The sequence below is a fragment of the Enterobacter hormaechei ATCC 49162 genome (genome assembly GCF_001875655.1).
GTDB lineage: Bacteria > Pseudomonadota > Gammaproteobacteria > Enterobacterales > Enterobacteriaceae > Enterobacter > Enterobacter hormaechei.
Map to the genome: position 1 here is coordinate 871,604 of NZ_MKEQ01000002.1, position 17,242 is coordinate 888,845.

Genomic DNA, 17,242 nt, shown 5'->3' on the forward strand with positions numbered 1-17,242 from the left:
AAAGGAAAAGTATGACTACCTGCACTCCGCGCGCGGCATGGGGAAATCTGCTGCGTCGCCTCCATTTCCATATCGGGCTGTTTGTCGGTCCGTTTATCTTCTTCGCCGCGCTGACCGGTACGCTGTATGTGGCCACGCCGCAGCTTGAAAATGCGCTGTACCATCACGCACTCCACACGGATGCCATGGGTGAGGCGCAGCCTCTTGCTGAACAAATTGCCGTCGCGGAAAACGCCGTGGGTTCAGCGCTGCGTTTACATGCCGTTCGTCCAGGGCTGGAAAAGGGCGAAACGACCCGTGTGATGTTTGCCGACCCGACGCTGGGTCCCTCCGAGCACCGGGCTGTTTTTATTGATCCCGCCAGCCTTGAGGTTCGAGGGGATATGACCGTCTACGGCACCAGCGGGATTTTACCGCTGCGTCAGACTATCGATTATCTGCATACCTCGCTGATGCTGGGCAACCTCGGGCGGCTCTATAGCGAGTTAGCCGCCTCCTGGATGTGGGTTGCTGCCCTGGGGGGGATCGCGCTGTGGTTCTACACCCGGCCGAAGCGTCGCATTAACAATCGCTTCCAGAATCGTCGTCGCCTGCATGTGATCTTAGGCTGGACGCTGCTGGCGGGAATGCTGCTGTTCTCCGCCACTGGTTTAACCTGGTCACAATGGGCCGGGGGTAACGTTGATAAGCTGCGGGCAGAGATGAACTGGCTGACCCCGCAGGTTAATACCCAGCTTTCAGGTGCGCCGGAAATGATGGATGAACACGCCGAACACCGTGGTCATCACGGCGGAATGACGATGCCTGAAATGCCAGTCGAGCTGTCGCTTTTTGACAGCGTATTGCAGGCTGCCCGTCAGTCAGGGATTGATGCCAACAAGGTTGAGATCCGCCCGGGAAGAGGCGCTAACCAGGCCTGGACGGTGACGGAAATCGATCGCCGCTGGCCGACGCAGGTTGATGCCGTAGCCGTGGATCCTCACTCTCTGAAGGTGCTGGACAGCACTCGCTTCGGGGATTTCCCGCTGATGGCTAAACTGACCCGCTGGGGCGTGGATTTCCATATGGGGATCTTGTTTGGTCTGGCAAACCAGCTGCTGCTCATCGCGTTTGGTGTTGCGCTGTGTGTGTTGATTATCTGGGGATACCGGATGTGGTGGATGCGTCGCCCTGCGACGTCAGCCGCGAACCCGGTACAAACGCTCTGTCAAAGCTGGCTGGCATTGCCGCTGTGGGGAAGGGGAGTGACGTTCCTGATAAGCGTCCTGCTGGGGCTGGCGTTGCCGGTCATGGGCGTCAGTCTGGCGGTATTTATTGTCATTGACTGGCTGCGCTGGCGAGCGGCTTCAGATATGTCGCTCGCCGGGACATCCGTTAAATAGCCTTAAGGCGTGCTGATAACCACCGCAACCCGGCGGTTTTCAGCGCGCCCTTGCGCAGTATGGTTACTGCTGACAGGGTATTTTTTGCCTAAACCCCGCGTGGTGAGGTTGCTGCGCGGGATGTTCGCGCCCTTCGCCCAGGCATCCGCCACGACATTGGCCCGTTTTAACGAAAGCGCTTCGTTGTAGCTCTCTTCGCCATAGTTATCCGTATGGCCGTCCATGCGAGCATGATTCAGCCCGGTTGCCGCCAGACGTGAGGCCATAGTCTGGATCTGCGTTTCACTTTCCGGGCGCAGCCTGGCGTCATTTTTATCAAACAGGATCTTATCCGACAGGCCCAGAGACCAGTCGCCATTCAGTTCGTTAAAGCCGTAGGATTTCATGGCCGCTATTTGCTCTGGCGTGAATTTCCCTTCAGGGGATGTCTGGCATCCGGATATCACCAGTGACGCCAGTAACAACGGCGCAAAATATCGCTTTAACATATCGTCTTCCTTTCAGGATATTGTTTTGGAACGCTGGTTCTTGACCAGATACATATTGCGATCGGCTTGCTCCAGTAAGGCCTCAACGGAGGCATTTTCCCACGCCAGAGCAAAGCCAATGCTGAGTGACATTGATGCTGTGTGCCCGTTATGCAGATCAAACGGACGGATGAATTGCTGCGACAGCGCAGCGCAAATATATTCGACCTCATGCGCGGTGTGGACGCCGTACAGGATCATGGCAAATTCGTCGCCGCCAAGGCGGTAAGACTGATGACGTTTTTCGCCAAACTCGACCATCCTTTTGGCGGCTTCGATCAGTACGCAGTCACCCGCGGCATGGCCCCAGGTGTCATTGATAAATTTGAAGTTATCGCCATCGAGGAAGAGCAGGGCAGAATTGGTTTTTGCCGAAGCGTCATTCATTAATGCCGCAATGTTGTTGCGAAACGCGGCGCGGTTTGCCAGCCCCGTAAGCGGATCGTGCATGGCAGTACGCAACAGCTGGGCGTTTTTTGCCTGTAGCTTGAGCTGCCACTCCTCCATTTCATCCAGCAGGCTGTTGAAGTCTTCACCAAACTGGTGGAACTCTTCAATGCGGCCTTCCGTTACCCGGCGAGAGAAGTTGCGGTTGGTGCGAACGTCATGCACAACGTCGGTGATATTTTGCAATTCAGCCACCATGCCATGATGTAGCGAGCGGGTGATGGTCAATGCGACGGCAGAGGCAAAAAGAATGCAGCCGGTGAGGACCGCAAATGAGAGCCAGATAAAATGGCTAATTAAGCTGTCTCGTGCTGTCAGACGAATTTCGCCAATCACATTGCCGTTATGTATGATGGGCTGTGCGACAGGAAGAGGGAACAACCAACGGTTGACCAGCGCGCCCAGCGTGTCGGTATTATCCGCCGGGTTCCATGACCACCAGGCAAACCGTTTATGATGGGCGTTAAGCACTTCCGCCACGGCAAATTGCCCCTGCTTGCCGAGGGTTGCCAGCGTTTCATTTGCCGCCACGGCATCGTTGAACACCAGAGAGGCTTCAAGACTGTGGCTCATGGTGGCGCCGGTAAGTTCGAGGTTTTTTTGCGCGTATTGCTTTAATGTCACCACGGAAGCGAAACACAGCAGCAACCATATAAACGTCATTGTTATAATGACGCTTATCATGCTGATTCGCCGCAACGTTCTTTTAAACGTCGGACGCGGTGTTGGTGCGACTTCCTTATTCATGCTTCTTATTCCGTGCGAGCATTAATACATCCGGATTGACTCTTACGCCACTGCGCGCCAGCGCATCCAGATTGACGGAAAACCTGACCTGGTCGTGCTCTATTATCAGACAAAATGCGCTGCCAATAACGCATTCAGGATTTTGCTCTGACATTAATAGCAACGCCTGGCCCTGATATTGATTTATTATTTCCTGTTGTTTTGCCGGGGGCTCACTCCCGAAATAGAGGGCATCACACCGGGCTGAAAGTGCTTCCCGATCGCTATGCACAATGACAGGACTATAGGGCAACGGGTTGTGTATATCTTCACTGCTGAGCGCCTGTCCGTAATGGGAAGAGGCATAAATACAGAGCTTAGGCTGGCCGGACAGTGCTGGCCATCGGGTGTAGCTCACAATACCAGAAACAATCGAACGTACCGATTTATCCGTTTCCGTGAACGAGCCTGCCGTGGCAGGGGTCACTAAAATGAACAGCATTAGCGCCAGGGGGAGTCGGAGCAAAGCGATCAAGATTGCATTTCCCATCAGAATCCGCCAAACCGCCCCGGAAATAGATGTCCTTAAGAATTGTCGGCAGAATACCATTGTTTATCAAAGCCGTCATTATGTCAGAAATATCCCTGTTTTGACTTAAGCTAAATCTTACAGCGATCGATATTCCCGAGAATTAAGCCTGGTTTGATTAAGCCAGCTGGAATTCATAATTTCATTCATTTTTTGTTGCCAGGAATCAGTGGTCACGCAAGTTTCTCTCCAATTAACCAGAGGGTTAATAAGCTAACGGCCAGCGCCTGGATAGTGTCTCTTGTGTGAGCGTAGACAGGCAGTAAATGCGTGCGTGTAATTTTATCTTTACGTTCTTATGCGATGTTTTTGGTGTTTAAATGGTGCTTGTAAAGTAATGTGTACGTATTTTGGATTGAAATCTTTACTTGTTGTGGTATCGTTGTGTCACCTCTTCGAGGAAAACCACTATCGCAAACGAGTTTTACAGGATCGCAATCATGCAAAAAGACGCGCTGAACAACGTACATATCACTGACGAACAGGTATTAATTACCCCGGATCAACTGAAGGCGGAATTCCCGCTGAGCGTCGCGCAGGAAGCTCAGATTGAGCACTCTCGCCAGACCATTTCTGACATTATCGCTGGCCGCGATCCGCGTCTGCTGGTGGTATGTGGTCCTTGCTCCATTCACGATCCTGAAACCGCCATTGAGTACGCTCGTCGATTTAAAGCATTAGCGGAGGAGGTCAGCGATAGCCTCTATCTGGTGATGCGCGTCTATTTTGAAAAGCCACGTACGACGGTTGGCTGGAAAGGGTTGATTAACGATCCGCACATGGATGGCTCGTTTGATGTGGAAGCTGGGTTGAAAATTGCGCGTCGCCTGCTGGTGGAACTGGTCAGCATGGGGCTGCCGCTGGCAACCGAAGCGCTGGATCCGAACAGCCCGCAATACCTCGGCGATCTGTTTAGCTGGTCTGCAATTGGTGCGCGTACCACAGAGTCACAAACCCACCGCGAGATGGCGTCTGGCCTGTCTATGCCGGTTGGTTTTAAAAACGGTACTGACGGCAGCCTGGCCACGGCGATTAACGCCATGCGCGCCGCCGCCATGCCCCATCGTTTTGTCGGAATCAACCAGGCGGGCCAGGTATGTCTGCTGCAAACGCAGGGCAACCCGGACGGGCATGTGATCCTGCGCGGCGGTAAAGCGCCAAACTACAGCCCGGCGGATGTCGCGCAGTGTGAAAAAGAGATGGAACAGGCGGGACTGCGCCCGGCGCTGATGGTAGATTGCAGTCATGGTAATTCGAATAAAGATTACCGTCGCCAGCCTGCGGTTGCAGAATCTGTGATTGCCCAGATAAAAGATGGCAACCGTTCAATTATCGGCCTGATGATTGAAAGTAATATTCATGAAGGCAATCAGTCATCGGAACAGCCGCGTAGCGCGATGAAGCCCGGCGTCTCCGTCACGGATGCCTGCATCAGCTGGGAAACCACCGATGCGCTGCTGCGTGAGATCCACAAAGATTTGAACGGCCAGCTGGCGACGCGTCTGGCATAAGAGGGTAGTTATGGTTGCTGAATTGACCGCATTACGCGATCAAATTGATGAAGTGGATAAGGCGTTGCTGGATCTTCTGGCGCGCCGCATGGCTCTGGTTGCTGAGGTCGGCGAAGTTAAAAGCAAATACGGCCTGCCGATTTACGTTCCGGAGCGCGAGGCCTCTATGCTCGCCTCCCGTCGTAAAGAGGCGCAGGCCCTGGGCGTTTCACCTGATTTGATTGAGGACGTCCTGCGTCGCGTCATGCGCGAGTCCTATTCCAGCGAAAACGATAAGGGTTTCAAAACTCTCTGTCCGTCGCTGCGTCCGGTGGTCATCGTCGGTGGTGGCGGACAGATGGGGCGTTTGTTTGAGAAAATGCTGACGCTTTCTGGTTATCAGGTGCGCATTCTGGAGAAAGAGGACTGGTCGCACGCGCCGGAGCTGATGAAAGACGCCGGAATGGTTATCGTCAGTGTGCCGATCCATGTGACGGAGCAGATTATCGCTAAACTTCCTCCGCTGCCGGAAGATTGCATTCTGGTGGACCTGGCCTCCGTTAAAAATGGCCCTCTACAGGCAATGCTGGCGGCGCACACCGGCCCTGTGCTTGGGTTGCACCCAATGTTTGGCCCGGACAGCGGCAGCCTGGCGAAGCAGGTAGTGGTTTACTGTGACGGACGGCAGCCGGAAGCCTACCAGTGGTTCCTGGAACAGATTCAGGTCTGGGGAGCGCGTTTACACCGCATTAGCGCGGTAGAGCATGACCAGAACATGGCGTTCATTCAGGCGCTGCGCCACTTTGCAACCTTTGCCTATGGGCTGCACCTGGCGGAGGAGAACGTTCAGCTTGAACAATTGCTGGCGCTTTCCTCGCCAATCTATCGTCTGGAGCTGGCGATGGTCGGGCGACTGTTTGCCCAGGATCCACAGCTTTACGCCGACATCATCATGTCGTCTGAAAATAACCTGGCGCTGATCAAACGCTACTACCAGCGTTTTGGTGAAGCGATCACTTTGCTGGAACATGGCGATAAACAAGCCTTTATCGACAGTTTCCGTAAAGTCGAGCACTGGTTCGGTGATTACGCCACGCGATTCCAGAGTGAAAGCCGCACGCTGTTACGCCAGGCAAATGACAGTCGCCAGTAATCTGATGATGTATATACTGAAAGCCAGCATTGCTGGCTTTTTTCATTTTTGGGGAACTGTCATGGCTGAACCGCAGCTGCTGTTGAACTATACCGGGCATCTGCCCGAATGCCCGACGTGGAGTGCAGACGAGAAGGCGCTCTACTGGGCGGATATCCTGGAAGGGGAGATCCATCGCTATCATCTCCCCACCGCGGAACACTCGGTGCTCTCATTGCATGAAGAAGTAGGGTGTTTTGCCCTGCGTGAACGCGGCGGATTTATCGTCGCGATGCGAAACGCCATCTGGCTGACCGATAAACACGGCCTGCTCCAGCGTAAGGTTTGCGATAACCCGTCCAACCCGCAGCTTGCACGCTTTAACGATGGCGGTACTGATCATGAGGGGCGATTTTATGCAGGCACGTTCTGGGGGCCGGGAGATTATAACGGCGCCATGCTGATGCGTATCGACAACGATCTGACGCCGAAAGTGATCCAGTGCGATATTCACGGGCATAACGGTTTAGCGTTTAGTCCTGATAAACGGTGGATGTTTACTTCTGACACCCCAAACGGGGTGATCTACCGTACGCCGATTGATGAGCAGGGGGAACCCGGTAAGCGCGAAGAGTTTCGCCGGTTTAGCGAGGGAGAAGGTATACCCGACGGAGCGGCAATGGATGAGGAAGGCTGCTACTGGAGCGCTCTGTTTGACGGCTGGCGTATCGCACGGTTTTCACCGCAAGGGGAGCAACTGGAAGAGTATCGACTGCCGGTACGCTGCCCGACGATGGTCTGCTTTGGCGGCGACGATATGAAAACGTTGTTCATTACCACCACGCGGGAAAATATGGAGGCGGAGGAGCTGGCGAAATACCCGCTTTCCGGTGCCATCTTCACCCTGCCTGTAAATGTGGCAGGGATGAAGAAAAGCCGCTTTATTGAACGTTAAACCGGGTCAACCGGAACCACGGTTTCGCTTGGATAGCAGCCCAGCACTTTCATCGAACGGGTGATCTCGCCCAGTTCGCGCAGGGCTTTCTGCATGGATGCAGACTCCAGGTTGGCCTGAACATCGAGATAGAACATCTCTTCCCATGGGTTACCATGAATTGGGCGGGATTCCAGCTTCGTCATGATCAGATTGTGATTACGCAGCACCAGCAGCGCTTCAACCAGCGCACCCGCCTGCTGGCCGGTTGCCATCAGCAGGGTGGTTTTCGCCGGGACCTGGTCCGACACATTAATAGCCTTGCGGGCCAGAACCACGAAACGGGTGATATTTTGCGTCTGGTTGGCCAGGTTACGTTCCAGCACCTGTAAGCCATACAGTGCGCCACCCGCTTCGCTACCGAGTGCCGCGACGGCAGGAGAGTTTGCCTGTGCCACCTTTTCCATCGCCGCCGAGGTGCTTTCGGTGTACTCAATTTTCCAGTGCGGATAACGGTTCAGGAACTGGCTGCACTGCTGGAACGGCTGCGGGTGGCTGTACACCGTTTCGATCTGACTCAGATCGGTTGAGCCGGAGACCAGCACGCAGTGATCGATAGGGATCGTTAACTCGCCGACCAGCGACAGGCTGGTGTGCTGGAGCAGATCGTAAACATCGTTGATAGCACCGGAACTGGTGTTCTCGATAGGCACCACGGCGTAATCGGCCTGGCCGGTTTCGACCTGGTTGAAAATATCTGCAAATTTTGCACAGCCGCTCTCAATAAACTCTTCGAAATGGCGGGCGGCGTACTGGCGAGCCGCCAGGTGAGAATAGGAGCCTTTCGGGCCGAGAAAGGCGATACGAGCAGAGTGCGGGTTGGTTTTGTTCAGATGCTGCTGGAGCAGGGCTTGTTGCGTCAGAACGGAATCTTCGATGATGAGCTGGAACAGGCGGGTGATGTAGTGAGCATCAAGATGATGCGCTTTGCCAAGCTGTATCAACCGTTCCAGTAAATCACGCTCGCGGTCGATATCACGAACCGGGCGATGGGAATCCAGCTTGGCTTTGCCCACTTCAATGGCGAGCGCGCGGCGTTCTGCCAGCAGGGCCAGTAACTTTTCGTCGAGCGCACTGATTTTTACGCGTAAATCCAGGAGCGGGTTTTCCGGTGTCATAGTGTTGTCTGTCTCATTTTATCGTTATCAATAAAAAAGGCCTCCCGGTGTGGGAGGCCTTGTTGTTCGTCTTCGCATTCTTTATCACACGACGAAACGCCTCCCGGTCAGGGGAAGGTAAAAAAGAATGCGAAGAAAAACGGCGTCTGTTTCATAAGGTCATCCTGAAATTGATAAGGTTAAAGTACCTGTACTGTTTTGATCCTGTCAATAAAAAACGCGCCCGGAGGCGCGTTGTCGGTACACTCAATGTAAAGGATTACTCTTCTTCAACTTCTTCCGCGAAGCTGGCGTCTTTCACCGAGGTGGTGGCGCGACGGGCTTCACCTTTGTGTTGCACTTTATTGAGCTGCCGTTCCAGCTTGTTGATCAAATCGTTAATTGCGGTGTACATATCCTCGTGTTTTGCGCTGGCGACCAGATGGCCGTTTGGAGTATTGATAGTTGCATCAGCGACGAAACCCTGCGGCTCCTTGGACAGGATGATATGTGGATTAATCAAATGTGTTTGCCATTTATCCAGTTTGGCGAGACGGTCTGCGACGTGCTGGCGGATTGCCGGAGTAATTTCCATTTGTTTACTGGTAATGTTCATTGTCATAAATTTTACCTCTTGTCTTTCCGTCTTGGTGATTCCAGCATACCCGACCTAATGTCAAAATGTGTGATTTAGATCGCGTTATTTTGTCGGTTTTTGTCAGGGAATCTTTTTTGTGAGGCAGGGCAGGAAGAGGTGAGATTTACCTTGTCGAAGCCAACAATTGCGGTCATAGTTGAATGGATGTGTTGAAGCTAAACCGCTTCAGCGTAAGTCTGAAAGAATAAAAAAACGGCAGCCTGCGGGCTGCCGTTATGCATTGTAGCGGTATCAGGTGTTGCTGCTATTTGCGGCAATGATTTTCGCCACTTTGTCAGCCTGAGCCGTCATCTGCATCTGGCGATACGCATTCTCCATCAGCTTCAGGCCATCACGCGTGGCCTGCGTATCAGGATAATCACGCAGCATGCCTTCTACACGGTTAACCACGGCTACCCATGCGCCACGGCGGGTGTAATATTCCGCAACGGAGTACTCGTATTTCGCCAGACGATCCTTCAGGAACACCAGACGCTTAGTGGCATCGGTAATGTACTGGCTGTTCGGGTAGCTGCGTACCAGTTTGGAGAAGTCATTGAAAGCATCACGCGCATGTTGCGGGTCACGGTCGGAACGATCCACCCCGAAGAAGCCCTGCAATGCACTGTCATCCAGCGCCATGTTAGTCAGGCCGCGCATGTACATCACGTAATCGATGTTAGGATGGGTAGGGTTCAGACGCATGAAACGATCGATCGTTGCCTGAGCCAGCGGCAGATCGGCATTTTTGTAGTAGGCGTAGATAAGATCTAACTGTACCTGCTGCGAATACGGACCAAATGGATAGCGATTATCCAACGCTTCCAGTTGCGTTATCGCCTGTTTCCAGTTACCGTCCTGCAACTTTTGTTGTGCAGTCGCATAGATTTCATTCGGCGGATTGTCAGGGACCTGTTCATTCGAACCGGAGCAGCCCACCAAAGCCAGGCTCAACGTGGCCGCTGCCACCAGATATTTCATGCGCGTCATGACGTTTTGACTTTCCTCAAATGTTTGTCCGGGAGAAACTCAGTTCCTGCTCCCGATTAAGACCAGCTACAATAGCACACTATATTAAACGGCAAAGCCGTAAAACCCAACGTTAAACGAAGAAGCAGTTTATGGCACAACGAGTAGAACTCACCGCAACAGTCTCCGAAAATCAGCTCGGTCAACGCTTAGATCAGGCTTTGGCCGAATTGTTCCCTGATTATTCGCGTTCACGCATAAAAGAATGGATCCTTGACCAGCGCGTGCTGGTAAACGGCAAGATCTGGGACAAACCAAAAGAGAAAGTGTTTGGTGGGGAAGCTGTCGCCATCAATGCTGAAATCGAAGAGGAAATCCGCTTCGAGCCGCAGGATATCCCGCTGGACATCGTCTACGAAGATGACGATATTCTGGTCATCAACAAGCCGCGCGATTTTGTTGTTCACCCGGGAGCGGGCAATCCTGACGGTACGGTACTGAACGCACTCCTTCATTATTATCCGCCGATTGCCGACGTACCGCGCGCCGGTATCGTTCACCGTCTGGATAAAGACACCACGGGGCTGATGGTGGTGGCGAAGACGATTCCCGCCCAGACTCGCCTGGTGGAATCTTTGCAACTGCGTGAAATCACCCGTGAGTATGAAGCGGTGGCGATTGGTCATATGACCTCTGGCGGCACGGTGGAAGAGCCTATCAGCCGTCACCCAACCAAGCGTACGCATATGTCCGTACACCCGATGGGTAAACCGGCGGTGACCCACTACCGCATCATGGAGCATTTCCGTATTCATACGCGCCTGCGTCTGCGTCTGGAAACCGGGCGTACTCACCAGATCCGCGTGCACATGGCGCATATTACCCATCCGCTGGTGGGTGACCCGGTTTACGGTGGTCGTCCGCGTCCACCAAAGGGCGCGTCGGATGAATTCATCTCCGTGCTGCGTAAATTCGATCGCCAGGCGCTGCATGCGACGATGCTGCGTCTTTACCACCCAATCACCGGAATTCAGATGGAATGGCATGCGCCGATCCCACAGGATATGGTGGAACTTATCGACGCGATGCGCGCAGATTTCGAAGACCATAAGGATCACGTGGACTGGTTATGACCAAACTGATTGTCCCGGAGTGGCCACTGCCTGAAGGCGTGGCCGCCTGTAGTTCGACCCGTATCGGTGGCGTGAGCCAGGGCGCTTGGGAGTCTCTGAACCTCGGTGCGCACTGTGGCGATAACCTGGAAGACGTTGAAGAGAACCGTAAACGCCTCTTTGCGGCGGGAAATCTTCCTTCAAAACCGGTCTGGCTTGAGCAGGTGCACGGTAAAGCGGTGCTGAAGCTGACGGGTGAACCCTATGCGTCTAAACGCGCCGATGCTTCGTACAGTAATACGCCGGGAACGGTTTGCGCGGTGATGACCGCTGATTGCCTGCCAGTGTTGTTCTGCAATCAGGCAGGTACTGAAGTGGCTGCTGCCCATGCCGGTTGGCGAGGTTTGTGCGAAGGCGTACTGGAAGAGACCGTCGCCTGCTTCCAGGACGATTCGGCAAATCTCATCGCCTGGCTTGGCCCGGCGATTGGCCCGCAGGCATTTGAGGTCGGACCGGAAGTGCGCGATGCCTTTATAGAAAAAGATCCGCAAGCGGTCGAAGCGTTTGTTGCTTGTGGCGATAAATATCTGGCCGATATTTACCAGCTTGCCCGCCAGCGCCTGAATAACGTCGGCGTAACCCAGATCTTCGGCGGAGATCGCTGTACCTTCACCGAAAAGGGTGATTTTTTCTCCTATCGTCGCGACAAGACGACGGGCCGTATGGCAAGTTTCATTTGGCTGATATAACCTAAAGAATCAAGACGATCCGGTACGCGCCGTTTTCTTTTCACATAATTCAGGTTATTAACCTTGAATAATTGAGGGATGACCTCATTTAATCTCCAGTAGCAAATTTGACCTGTTATGGGAGGAGTTATGCGTCTGGATCGTCTTACTAATAAATTCCAGCTTGCTCTCGCCGATGCCCAGTCCCTCGCACTGGGGCACGACAACCAATTTATCGAACCTCTTCATTTAATGAGCGCCTTGCTGAATCAGGAAGGGGGATCGGTACGTCCTTTATTAACGTCCGCTGGCATTAATGCTGGCCAGTTACGCACCGCCATCGATCAGGCGCTGAGCCGTTTACCCCAGGTGGAAGGTACCGGCGGCGACGTGCAGCCGTCTCAGGATCTGGTGCGCGTGCTGAACCTTTGCGACAAGCTGGCGCAAAAACGTGGGGACAATTTTATTTCGTCAGAGCTGTTTGTTCTGGCGGCGCTTGAATCACGCGGTACCTTGACCGACCTGCTGAAATCCGCCGGTGCAACCACCGCTAATGTGACCCAGGCGATTGAGAAAATGCGCGGAGGTGAAAGCGTGAACGACCAGGGAGCCGAAGACCAACGTCAGGCTTTGAAGAAATTTACGGTCGACCTGACCGAACGTGCCGAGCAGGGCAAACTTGACCCGGTCATTGGCCGTGACGAAGAAATTCGCCGGACTATCCAGGTACTGCAACGTCGTACTAAAAACAACCCGGTGCTGATTGGTGAACCCGGTGTCGGTAAAACCGCCATCGTTGAAGGTCTGGCGCAGCGTATTGTCAACGGCGAAGTGCCGGAAGGGCTGAAAGGCCGTCGCGTACTGGCGCTGGATATGGGCGCGCTGGTGGCCGGGGCGAAATATCGCGGTGAGTTTGAAGAGCGTCTGAAAGGCGTGCTGAACGATCTGGCGAAACAGGAAGGTAACGTCATCCTGTTTATCGACGAACTGCACACCATGGTAGGGGCGGGTAAAGCAGACGGCGCAATGGATGCCGGGAACATGCTGAAACCTGCGCTGGCTCGCGGTGAGCTTCACTGCGTTGGTGCCACTACGCTGGACGAGTATCGTCAGTACATCGAAAAAGATGCTGCGCTGGAGCGCCGTTTCCAGAAGGTGTTCGTCGCTGAGCCAAGTGTTGAAGATACCATCGCCATTTTGCGTGGTCTGAAAGAGCGATATGAGCTGCACCATCATGTGCAGATCACTGACCCGGCCATCGTTGCGGCGGCGACGCTTTCGCATCGTTACATTGCTGACCGTCAGTTGCCGGATAAAGCCATCGACCTTATTGATGAAGCCGCGTCCAGCATCCGTATGCAGATTGACTCGAAACCGGAAGAGCTGGACCGACTCGATCGCCGCATTATCCAGCTCAAGCTGGAACAGCAGGCGCTGAACAAAGAGTCTGATGAAGCGAGTAAGAAACGCCTCGATATGCTCAACGAAGAACTGGATGAGAAAGAGCGTCAGTATTCTGAGCTGGAAGAAGAGTGGAAAGCTGAGAAAGCATCCCTTTCTGGCACCCAGACAATCAAGGCGGAGCTGGAGCAAGCGAAAATTGCCATTGAGCAGGCGCGTCGCGTTGGCGATCTGGCGCGGATGTCTGAGTTACAGTACGGCAAGATCCCTGAGCTGGAAAAACAGCTTGAGATCGCCACGCAGTCGGAAGGCAAAACTATGCGTCTGTTGCGTAATAAAGTGACGGATGCCGAGATTGCCGAAGTGCTGGCGCGCTGGACGGGGATTCCTGTGGCACGCATGATGGAAAGCGAACGCGAGAAACTGCTGCGTATGGAGCAGGATCTGCATCAGCGCGTCATTGGTCAGAACGAAGCGGTCGAAGCGGTATCTAACGCCATTCGTCGTAGCCGCGCGGGGTTGTCCGATCCTAATCGTCCAATCGGTTCGTTCCTGTTCCTGGGGCCAACCGGTGTCGGTAAAACCGAGCTGTGTAAAGCGCTGGCTAACTTTATGTTCGACAGCGATGACGCGATGGTGCGTATTGATATGTCCGAGTTTATGGAGAAACACTCCGTCTCGCGTCTGGTCGGTGCGCCTCCTGGATATGTCGGTTATGAAGAGGGCGGTTACCTGACGGAAGCGGTTCGTCGTCGTCCATATTCCGTCATCCTGCTGGATGAAGTGGAAAAGGCACACCCTGACGTGTTTAACATCCTGTTGCAGGTGCTGGATGACGGGCGTCTGACAGACGGGCAGGGGAGGACGGTCGATTTCCGTAACACGGTGGTGATCATGACCTCGAACCTGGGTTCCGATTTGATTCAGGAACGCTTCGGTGAGCTGGATTACAGCCATATGAAAGATCTGGTGCTGGGTGTGGTCAGCCAAAACTTCCGTCCGGAGTTCATCAACCGTATCGATGAAGTGGTTGTGTTCCATCCGCTGGGTGAGAAACATATCGCGTCGATTGCGCAGATCCAGTTGCAGCGTCTGTACAAACGTCTGGAAGAACGTGGTTACGAAATCCACATTTCCGACGATGCACTGAAACTGCTGAGCGCGAATGGTTACGATCCTGTTTATGGGGCGCGTCCGTTAAAACGTGCTATCCAGCAGCAGATCGAAAACCCGCTGGCGCAGCAAATCCTCTCCGGGGAGCTGGTTCCGGGCAAAGTTATCCGACTGGAAGCCAACGACGATCGCATTGTGGCAGTGCAGTAAGTCACAAAATGCAAAAACGGGCCGCTTGCGGCTCGTTTTTGTTTAAAAACCAGGCGAAAATTGAGGTCTGGAATGCGATTTGCCTGGAAAGTGAGCAGTCAGTAAATAATTTTCACTTTAGCCTTGCAGGTTCGGAATTACTCCCTATAATGCGCCTCCACTGACACGGAACAACGGCACGCAAGCCGCCGGGTCAGCAGAGAAAAGCAAAATAAACGCTTGACTCTGAAGCGGGGAAGCGTAATATGCACACCCCGCGCCGCAGCGAAAACAAAGCGGCACTGCTCTTTAACAATTTATCAGACAATCTGTGTGGGCACTCAAAGTGACATGGATTCTTAATGTCTTCGGACACTAAATGAATACCAAGTCTCAACGAGTGAACACGTAATTCATTACGAAGTTTAATTCATTGAGCATCAAACTTTTAAATTGAAGAGTTTGATCATGGCTCAGATTGAACGCTGGCGGCAGGCCTAACACATGCAAGTCGAACGGTAACAGGAAGCAGCTTGCTGCTTTGCTGACGAGTGGCGGACGGGTGAGTAATGTCTGGGAAACTGCCTGATGGAGGGGGATAACTACTGGAAACGGTAGCTAATACCGCATAATGTCGCAAGACCAAAGAGGGGGACCTTCGGGCCTCTTGCCATCGGATGTGCCCAGATGGGATTAGCTAGTAGGTGGGGTAACGGCTCACCTAGGCGACGATCCCTAGCTGGTCTGAGAGGATGACCAGCCACACTGGAACTGAGACACGGTCCAGACTCCTACGGGAGGCAGCAGTGGGGAATATTGCACAATGGGCGCAAGCCTGATGCAGCCATGCCGCGTGTATGAAGAAGGCCTTCGGGTTGTAAAGTACTTTCAGCGGGGAGGAAGGCGATAAGGTTAATAACCTTGTCGATTGACGTTACCCGCAGAAGAAGCACCGGCTAACTCCGTGCCAGCAGCCGCGGTAATACGGAGGGTGCAAGCGTTAATCGGAATTACTGGGCGTAAAGCGCACGCAGGCGGTCTGTCAAGTCGGATGTGAAATCCCCGGGCTCAACCTGGGAACTGCATTCGAAACTGGCAGGCTAGAGTCTTGTAGAGGGGGGTAGAATTCCAGGTGTAGCGGTGAAATGCGTAGAGATCTGGAGGAATACCGGTGGCGAAGGCGGCCCCCTGGACAAAGACTGACGCTCAGGTGCGAAAGCGTGGGGAGCAAACAGGATTAGATACCCTGGTAGTCCACGCCGTAAACGATGTCGACTTGGAGGTTGTGCCCTTGAGGCGTGGCTTCCGGAGCTAACGCGTTAAGTCGACCGCCTGGGGAGTACGGCCGCAAGGTTAAAACTCAAATGAATTGACGGGGGCCCGCACAAGCGGTGGAGCATGTGGTTTAATTCGATGCAACGCGAAGAACCTTACCTACTCTTGACATCCAGAGAACTTAGCAGAGATGCTTTGGTGCCTTCGGGAACTCTGAGACAGGTGCTGCATGGCTGTCGTCAGCTCGTGTTGTGAAATGTTGGGTTAAGTCCCGCAACGAGCGCAACCCTTATCCTTTGTTGCCAGCGATTCGGTCGGGAACTCAAAGGAGACTGCCAGTGATAAACTGGAGGAAGGTGGGGATGACGTCAAGTCATCATGGCCCTTACGAGTAGGGCTACACACGTGCTACAATGGCGCATACAAAGAGAAGCGACCTCGCGAGAGCAAGCGGACCTCATAAAGTGCGTCGTAGTCCGGATTGGAGTCTGCAACTCGACTCCATGAAGTCGGAATCGCTAGTAATCGTGGATCAGAATGCCACGGTGAATACGTTCCCGGGCCTTGTACACACCGCCCGTCACACCATGGGAGTGGGTTGCAAAAGAAGTAGGTAGCTTAACCTTCGGGAGGGCGCTTACCACTTTGTGATTCATGACTGGGGTGAAGTCGTAACAAGGTAACCGTAGGGGAACCTGCGGTTGGATCACCTCCTTACCTTAAAGAACCTGCCTTTGTAGTGTCCACACAGATTGTCTGATGAAAAGTAAATAGCAAGGCGTCTTGCGATTGAGACTGTACGTCCCCTTCGTCTAGAGGCCCAGGACACCGCCCTTTCACGGCGGTAACAGGGGTTCGAATCCCCTAGGGGACGCCACTTGCTGGTTCGTGAGTGAAAGTCACCTGCCGTCATATCTCAAAACTGACTTGCGAGTCATGTTTGAGATATTTGCTCTTTAAAAATCTGGATCAAGCTGAAAATTGAAACGACACACAGCTCATGTGTGTTCGAGTCTCTCAAATTTTCGCAACCATGAAGTGAAACATCTTCGGGTTGTGAGGTTAAGCGACTAAGCGTACACGGTGGATGCCCTGGCAGTCAGAGGCGATGAAGGACGTGCTAATCTGCGAAAAGCGCCGGCGAGGTGATATGAACCTTTGACCCGGCGATGTCCAAATGGGGAAACCCAGTGCAATTCGTTGCACTATCGTTAACTGAATACATAGGTTAACGAGGCGAACCGGGGGGAACTGAAACATCTAAGTACCCCGAGGAAAAGAAATCAACCGAGATTCCCCCAGTAGCGGCGAGCGAACGGGGAGCAGCCCGGAGTCTGAATCAGCTTGTGTGTTAGTGGAACGGTCTGGAAGTCCGACGGTACAGGGTGATAGTCCCGTACACGAAAATGCACATGCTGTGAACTCGAAGAGTAG

Annotated in this window: 14 protein-coding genes, 1 tRNA gene, 2 rRNA genes and 1 other annotated feature; of the genes, 10 read left to right on the top strand and 7 right to left on the bottom strand. The window is 53.5% G+C overall.

The genetic code is table 11. From position 1 onward, the window contains the following. Window positions 1-11 precede the first annotated feature (11 nt). Window positions 12-1,382: a PepSY-associated TM helix domain-containing protein gene (locus tag BH712_RS23260; protein WP_006811636.1), complete on the top strand. Its 1,371-nt coding sequence runs from the start codon at window positions 12-14 to the stop codon at window positions 1,380-1,382. Window positions 1,383-1,384: 2 nt separating this feature from the next. On the opposite strand, the gene BH712_RS23265 is transcribed toward BH712_RS23260, so the two are convergent. The 3 genes from BH712_RS23265 to yfiR are packed head-to-tail and all read right to left on the bottom strand — an operon-like array spanning window position 1,385 to window position 3,632. Then, complete coding sequence (locus tag BH712_RS23265; RefSeq protein WP_006811635.1) at window positions 1,385-1,870, bottom strand: OmpA family protein; 486 nt, start codon at window positions 1,868-1,870, stop codon at window positions 1,385-1,387. A gap of 12 nt (window positions 1,871-1,882) precedes the next feature. Then, a complete protein-coding gene (gene dgcN, locus BH712_RS23270) occupies window positions 1,883-3,103 on the bottom strand; it encodes a diguanylate cyclase DgcN/YfiN (RefSeq protein ID WP_032674010.1) in 1,221 nt (406 codons plus the stop codon). After that, on the bottom strand, window positions 3,096-3,632 hold the full coding sequence (gene yfiR, locus BH712_RS23275; RefSeq protein WP_006811633.1) for a regulatory sequestration protein YfiR: 537 nt from the start codon (window positions 3,630-3,632) through the stop codon (window positions 3,096-3,098). Before yfiR ends, dgcN begins: the two co-directional genes overlap by 8 nt. A gap of 479 nt (window positions 3,633-4,111) precedes the next feature. On the opposite strand from yfiR, the gene aroF reads away from it, so the two are divergent. The 3 genes from aroF to BH712_RS23290 all read left to right on the top strand — a co-directional run bounded on the left by aroF (window position 4,112) and on the right by BH712_RS23290 (window position 7,248). Beyond that, the gene (gene aroF, locus BH712_RS23280) at window positions 4,112-5,182 is read left to right on the top strand and encodes a 3-deoxy-7-phosphoheptulonate synthase AroF (protein WP_006811632.1); all 1,071 of its coding nucleotides are present in this window, start codon (window positions 4,112-4,114) and stop codon (window positions 5,180-5,182) included. A 10-nt stretch (window positions 5,183-5,192) separates the two neighbouring features. After that, a complete protein-coding gene (gene tyrA / locus BH712_RS23285) occupies window positions 5,193-6,314 on the top strand; it encodes a bifunctional chorismate mutase/prephenate dehydrogenase (protein ID WP_006811631.1) in 1,122 nt (373 codons plus the stop codon). 61 nt (window positions 6,315-6,375) lie between these two features. Continuing rightward, complete coding sequence (locus tag BH712_RS23290) at window positions 6,376-7,248, top strand: SMP-30/gluconolactonase/LRE family protein (RefSeq protein ID WP_032674136.1); 873 nt, start codon at window positions 6,376-6,378, stop codon at window positions 7,246-7,248. On the opposite strand, the gene pheA is transcribed toward BH712_RS23290, so the two are convergent. From pheA to bamD, 4 genes are all read right to left on the bottom strand, one after another. Continuing rightward, window positions 7,245-8,405, bottom strand: a complete 1,161-nt coding sequence (pheA, locus tag BH712_RS23295; RefSeq protein WP_006811629.1) for a bifunctional chorismate mutase/prephenate dehydratase — start codon at window positions 8,403-8,405, stop codon at window positions 7,245-7,247. The genes BH712_RS23290 and pheA overlap by 4 nt on opposite strands. Window positions 8,406-8,435: 30 nt before the next feature. Further along, window positions 8,436-8,561 (bottom strand) — a sequence feature (Phe leader region). Further along, a complete protein-coding gene (gene pheL, locus BH712_RS24805) occupies window positions 8,513-8,560 on the bottom strand; it encodes a pheA operon leader peptide PheL (RefSeq protein WP_100229775.1) in 48 nt (15 codons plus the stop codon). It overlaps the preceding feature by 48 nt. A 103-nt stretch (window positions 8,562-8,664) precedes the next feature. Beyond that, window positions 8,665-9,006, bottom strand: coding sequence for a ribosome-associated translation inhibitor RaiA (gene raiA / locus BH712_RS23300; protein WP_006811628.1), 342 nt, complete (start codon window positions 9,004-9,006; stop codon window positions 8,665-8,667). Between the two features lie 267 nt (window positions 9,007-9,273). Beyond that, window positions 9,274-10,011 (bottom strand): outer membrane protein assembly factor BamD, encoded by a 738-nt coding sequence (gene bamD, locus BH712_RS23310; RefSeq protein WP_003863164.1) that lies wholly within the window; start codon window positions 10,009-10,011, stop codon window positions 9,274-9,276. Window positions 10,012-10,142: 131 nt separating this feature from the next. Here bamD and rluD point away from each other — a divergent pair, with 131 nt between their 5' ends. The 6 genes from rluD to BH712_RS23345 form a co-directional block, all read left to right on the top strand. Beyond that, window positions 10,143-11,123, top strand: a complete 981-nt coding sequence (gene rluD, locus BH712_RS23315) for a 23S rRNA pseudouridine(1911/1915/1917) synthase RluD (RefSeq protein WP_006811627.1) — start codon at window positions 10,143-10,145, stop codon at window positions 11,121-11,123. Beyond that, the gene (yfiH, locus tag BH712_RS23320) at window positions 11,120-11,851 is read left to right on the top strand and encodes a purine nucleoside phosphorylase YfiH (RefSeq protein WP_006811626.1); all 732 of its coding nucleotides are present in this window, start codon (window positions 11,120-11,122) and stop codon (window positions 11,849-11,851) included. The genes rluD and yfiH overlap by 4 nt, the downstream gene beginning before the upstream one ends. A 129-nt stretch (window positions 11,852-11,980) precedes the next feature. Next, window positions 11,981-14,554: an ATP-dependent chaperone ClpB gene (clpB, locus tag BH712_RS23325; RefSeq protein ID WP_032674009.1), complete on the top strand. Its 2,574-nt coding sequence runs from the start codon at window positions 11,981-11,983 to the stop codon at window positions 14,552-14,554. 429 nt (window positions 14,555-14,983) lie between these two features. Beyond that, a 16S ribosomal RNA gene (locus tag BH712_RS23335) occupies window positions 14,984-16,525 on the top strand. An 84-nt stretch (window positions 16,526-16,609) separates the two neighbouring features. Continuing rightward, window positions 16,610-16,685 (top strand) — tRNA-Glu (locus BH712_RS23340). A gap of 183 nt (window positions 16,686-16,868) precedes the next feature. Continuing rightward, window positions 16,869-17,242 (top strand): 23S ribosomal RNA (locus BH712_RS23345); the annotation flags it as partial.

What these genes read in the sequence shown, in the direction of transcription:
- BH712_RS23260 (WP_006811636.1), top strand. Translation starts at nt 12, where the DNA reads ATGACTACCTGCACTCCGCGCGCGGCATGGGGAAATCTGCTGCGTCGC.
- BH712_RS23265 (WP_006811635.1), bottom strand. Translation starts at nt 1,870, where the DNA reads ATGTTAAAGCGATATTTTGCGCCGTTGTTACTGGCGTCACTGGTGATA.
- dgcN (WP_032674010.1), bottom strand. Translation starts at nt 3,103, where the DNA reads ATGAATAAGGAAGTCGCACCAACACCGCGTCCGACGTTTAAAAGAACG.
- yfiR (WP_006811633.1), bottom strand. Translation starts at nt 3,632, where the DNA reads ATGGGAAATGCAATCTTGATCGCTTTGCTCCGACTCCCCCTGGCGCTA.
- aroF (WP_006811632.1), top strand. Translation starts at nt 4,112, where the DNA reads ATGCAAAAAGACGCGCTGAACAACGTACATATCACTGACGAACAGGTA.
- tyrA (WP_006811631.1), top strand. Translation starts at nt 5,193, where the DNA reads ATGGTTGCTGAATTGACCGCATTACGCGATCAAATTGATGAAGTGGAT.
- BH712_RS23290 (WP_032674136.1), top strand. Translation starts at nt 6,376, where the DNA reads ATGGCTGAACCGCAGCTGCTGTTGAACTATACCGGGCATCTGCCCGAA.
- pheA (WP_006811629.1), bottom strand. Translation starts at nt 8,405, where the DNA reads ATGACACCGGAAAACCCGCTCCTGGATTTACGCGTAAAAATCAGTGCG.
- raiA (WP_006811628.1), bottom strand. Translation starts at nt 9,006, where the DNA reads ATGACAATGAACATTACCAGTAAACAAATGGAAATTACTCCGGCAATC.
- bamD (WP_003863164.1), bottom strand. Translation starts at nt 10,011, where the DNA reads ATGACGCGCATGAAATATCTGGTGGCAGCGGCCACGTTGAGCCTGGCT.
- rluD (WP_006811627.1), top strand. Translation starts at nt 10,143, where the DNA reads ATGGCACAACGAGTAGAACTCACCGCAACAGTCTCCGAAAATCAGCTC.
- yfiH (WP_006811626.1), top strand. Translation starts at nt 11,120, where the DNA reads ATGACCAAACTGATTGTCCCGGAGTGGCCACTGCCTGAAGGCGTGGCC.
- clpB (WP_032674009.1), top strand. Translation starts at nt 11,981, where the DNA reads ATGCGTCTGGATCGTCTTACTAATAAATTCCAGCTTGCTCTCGCCGAT.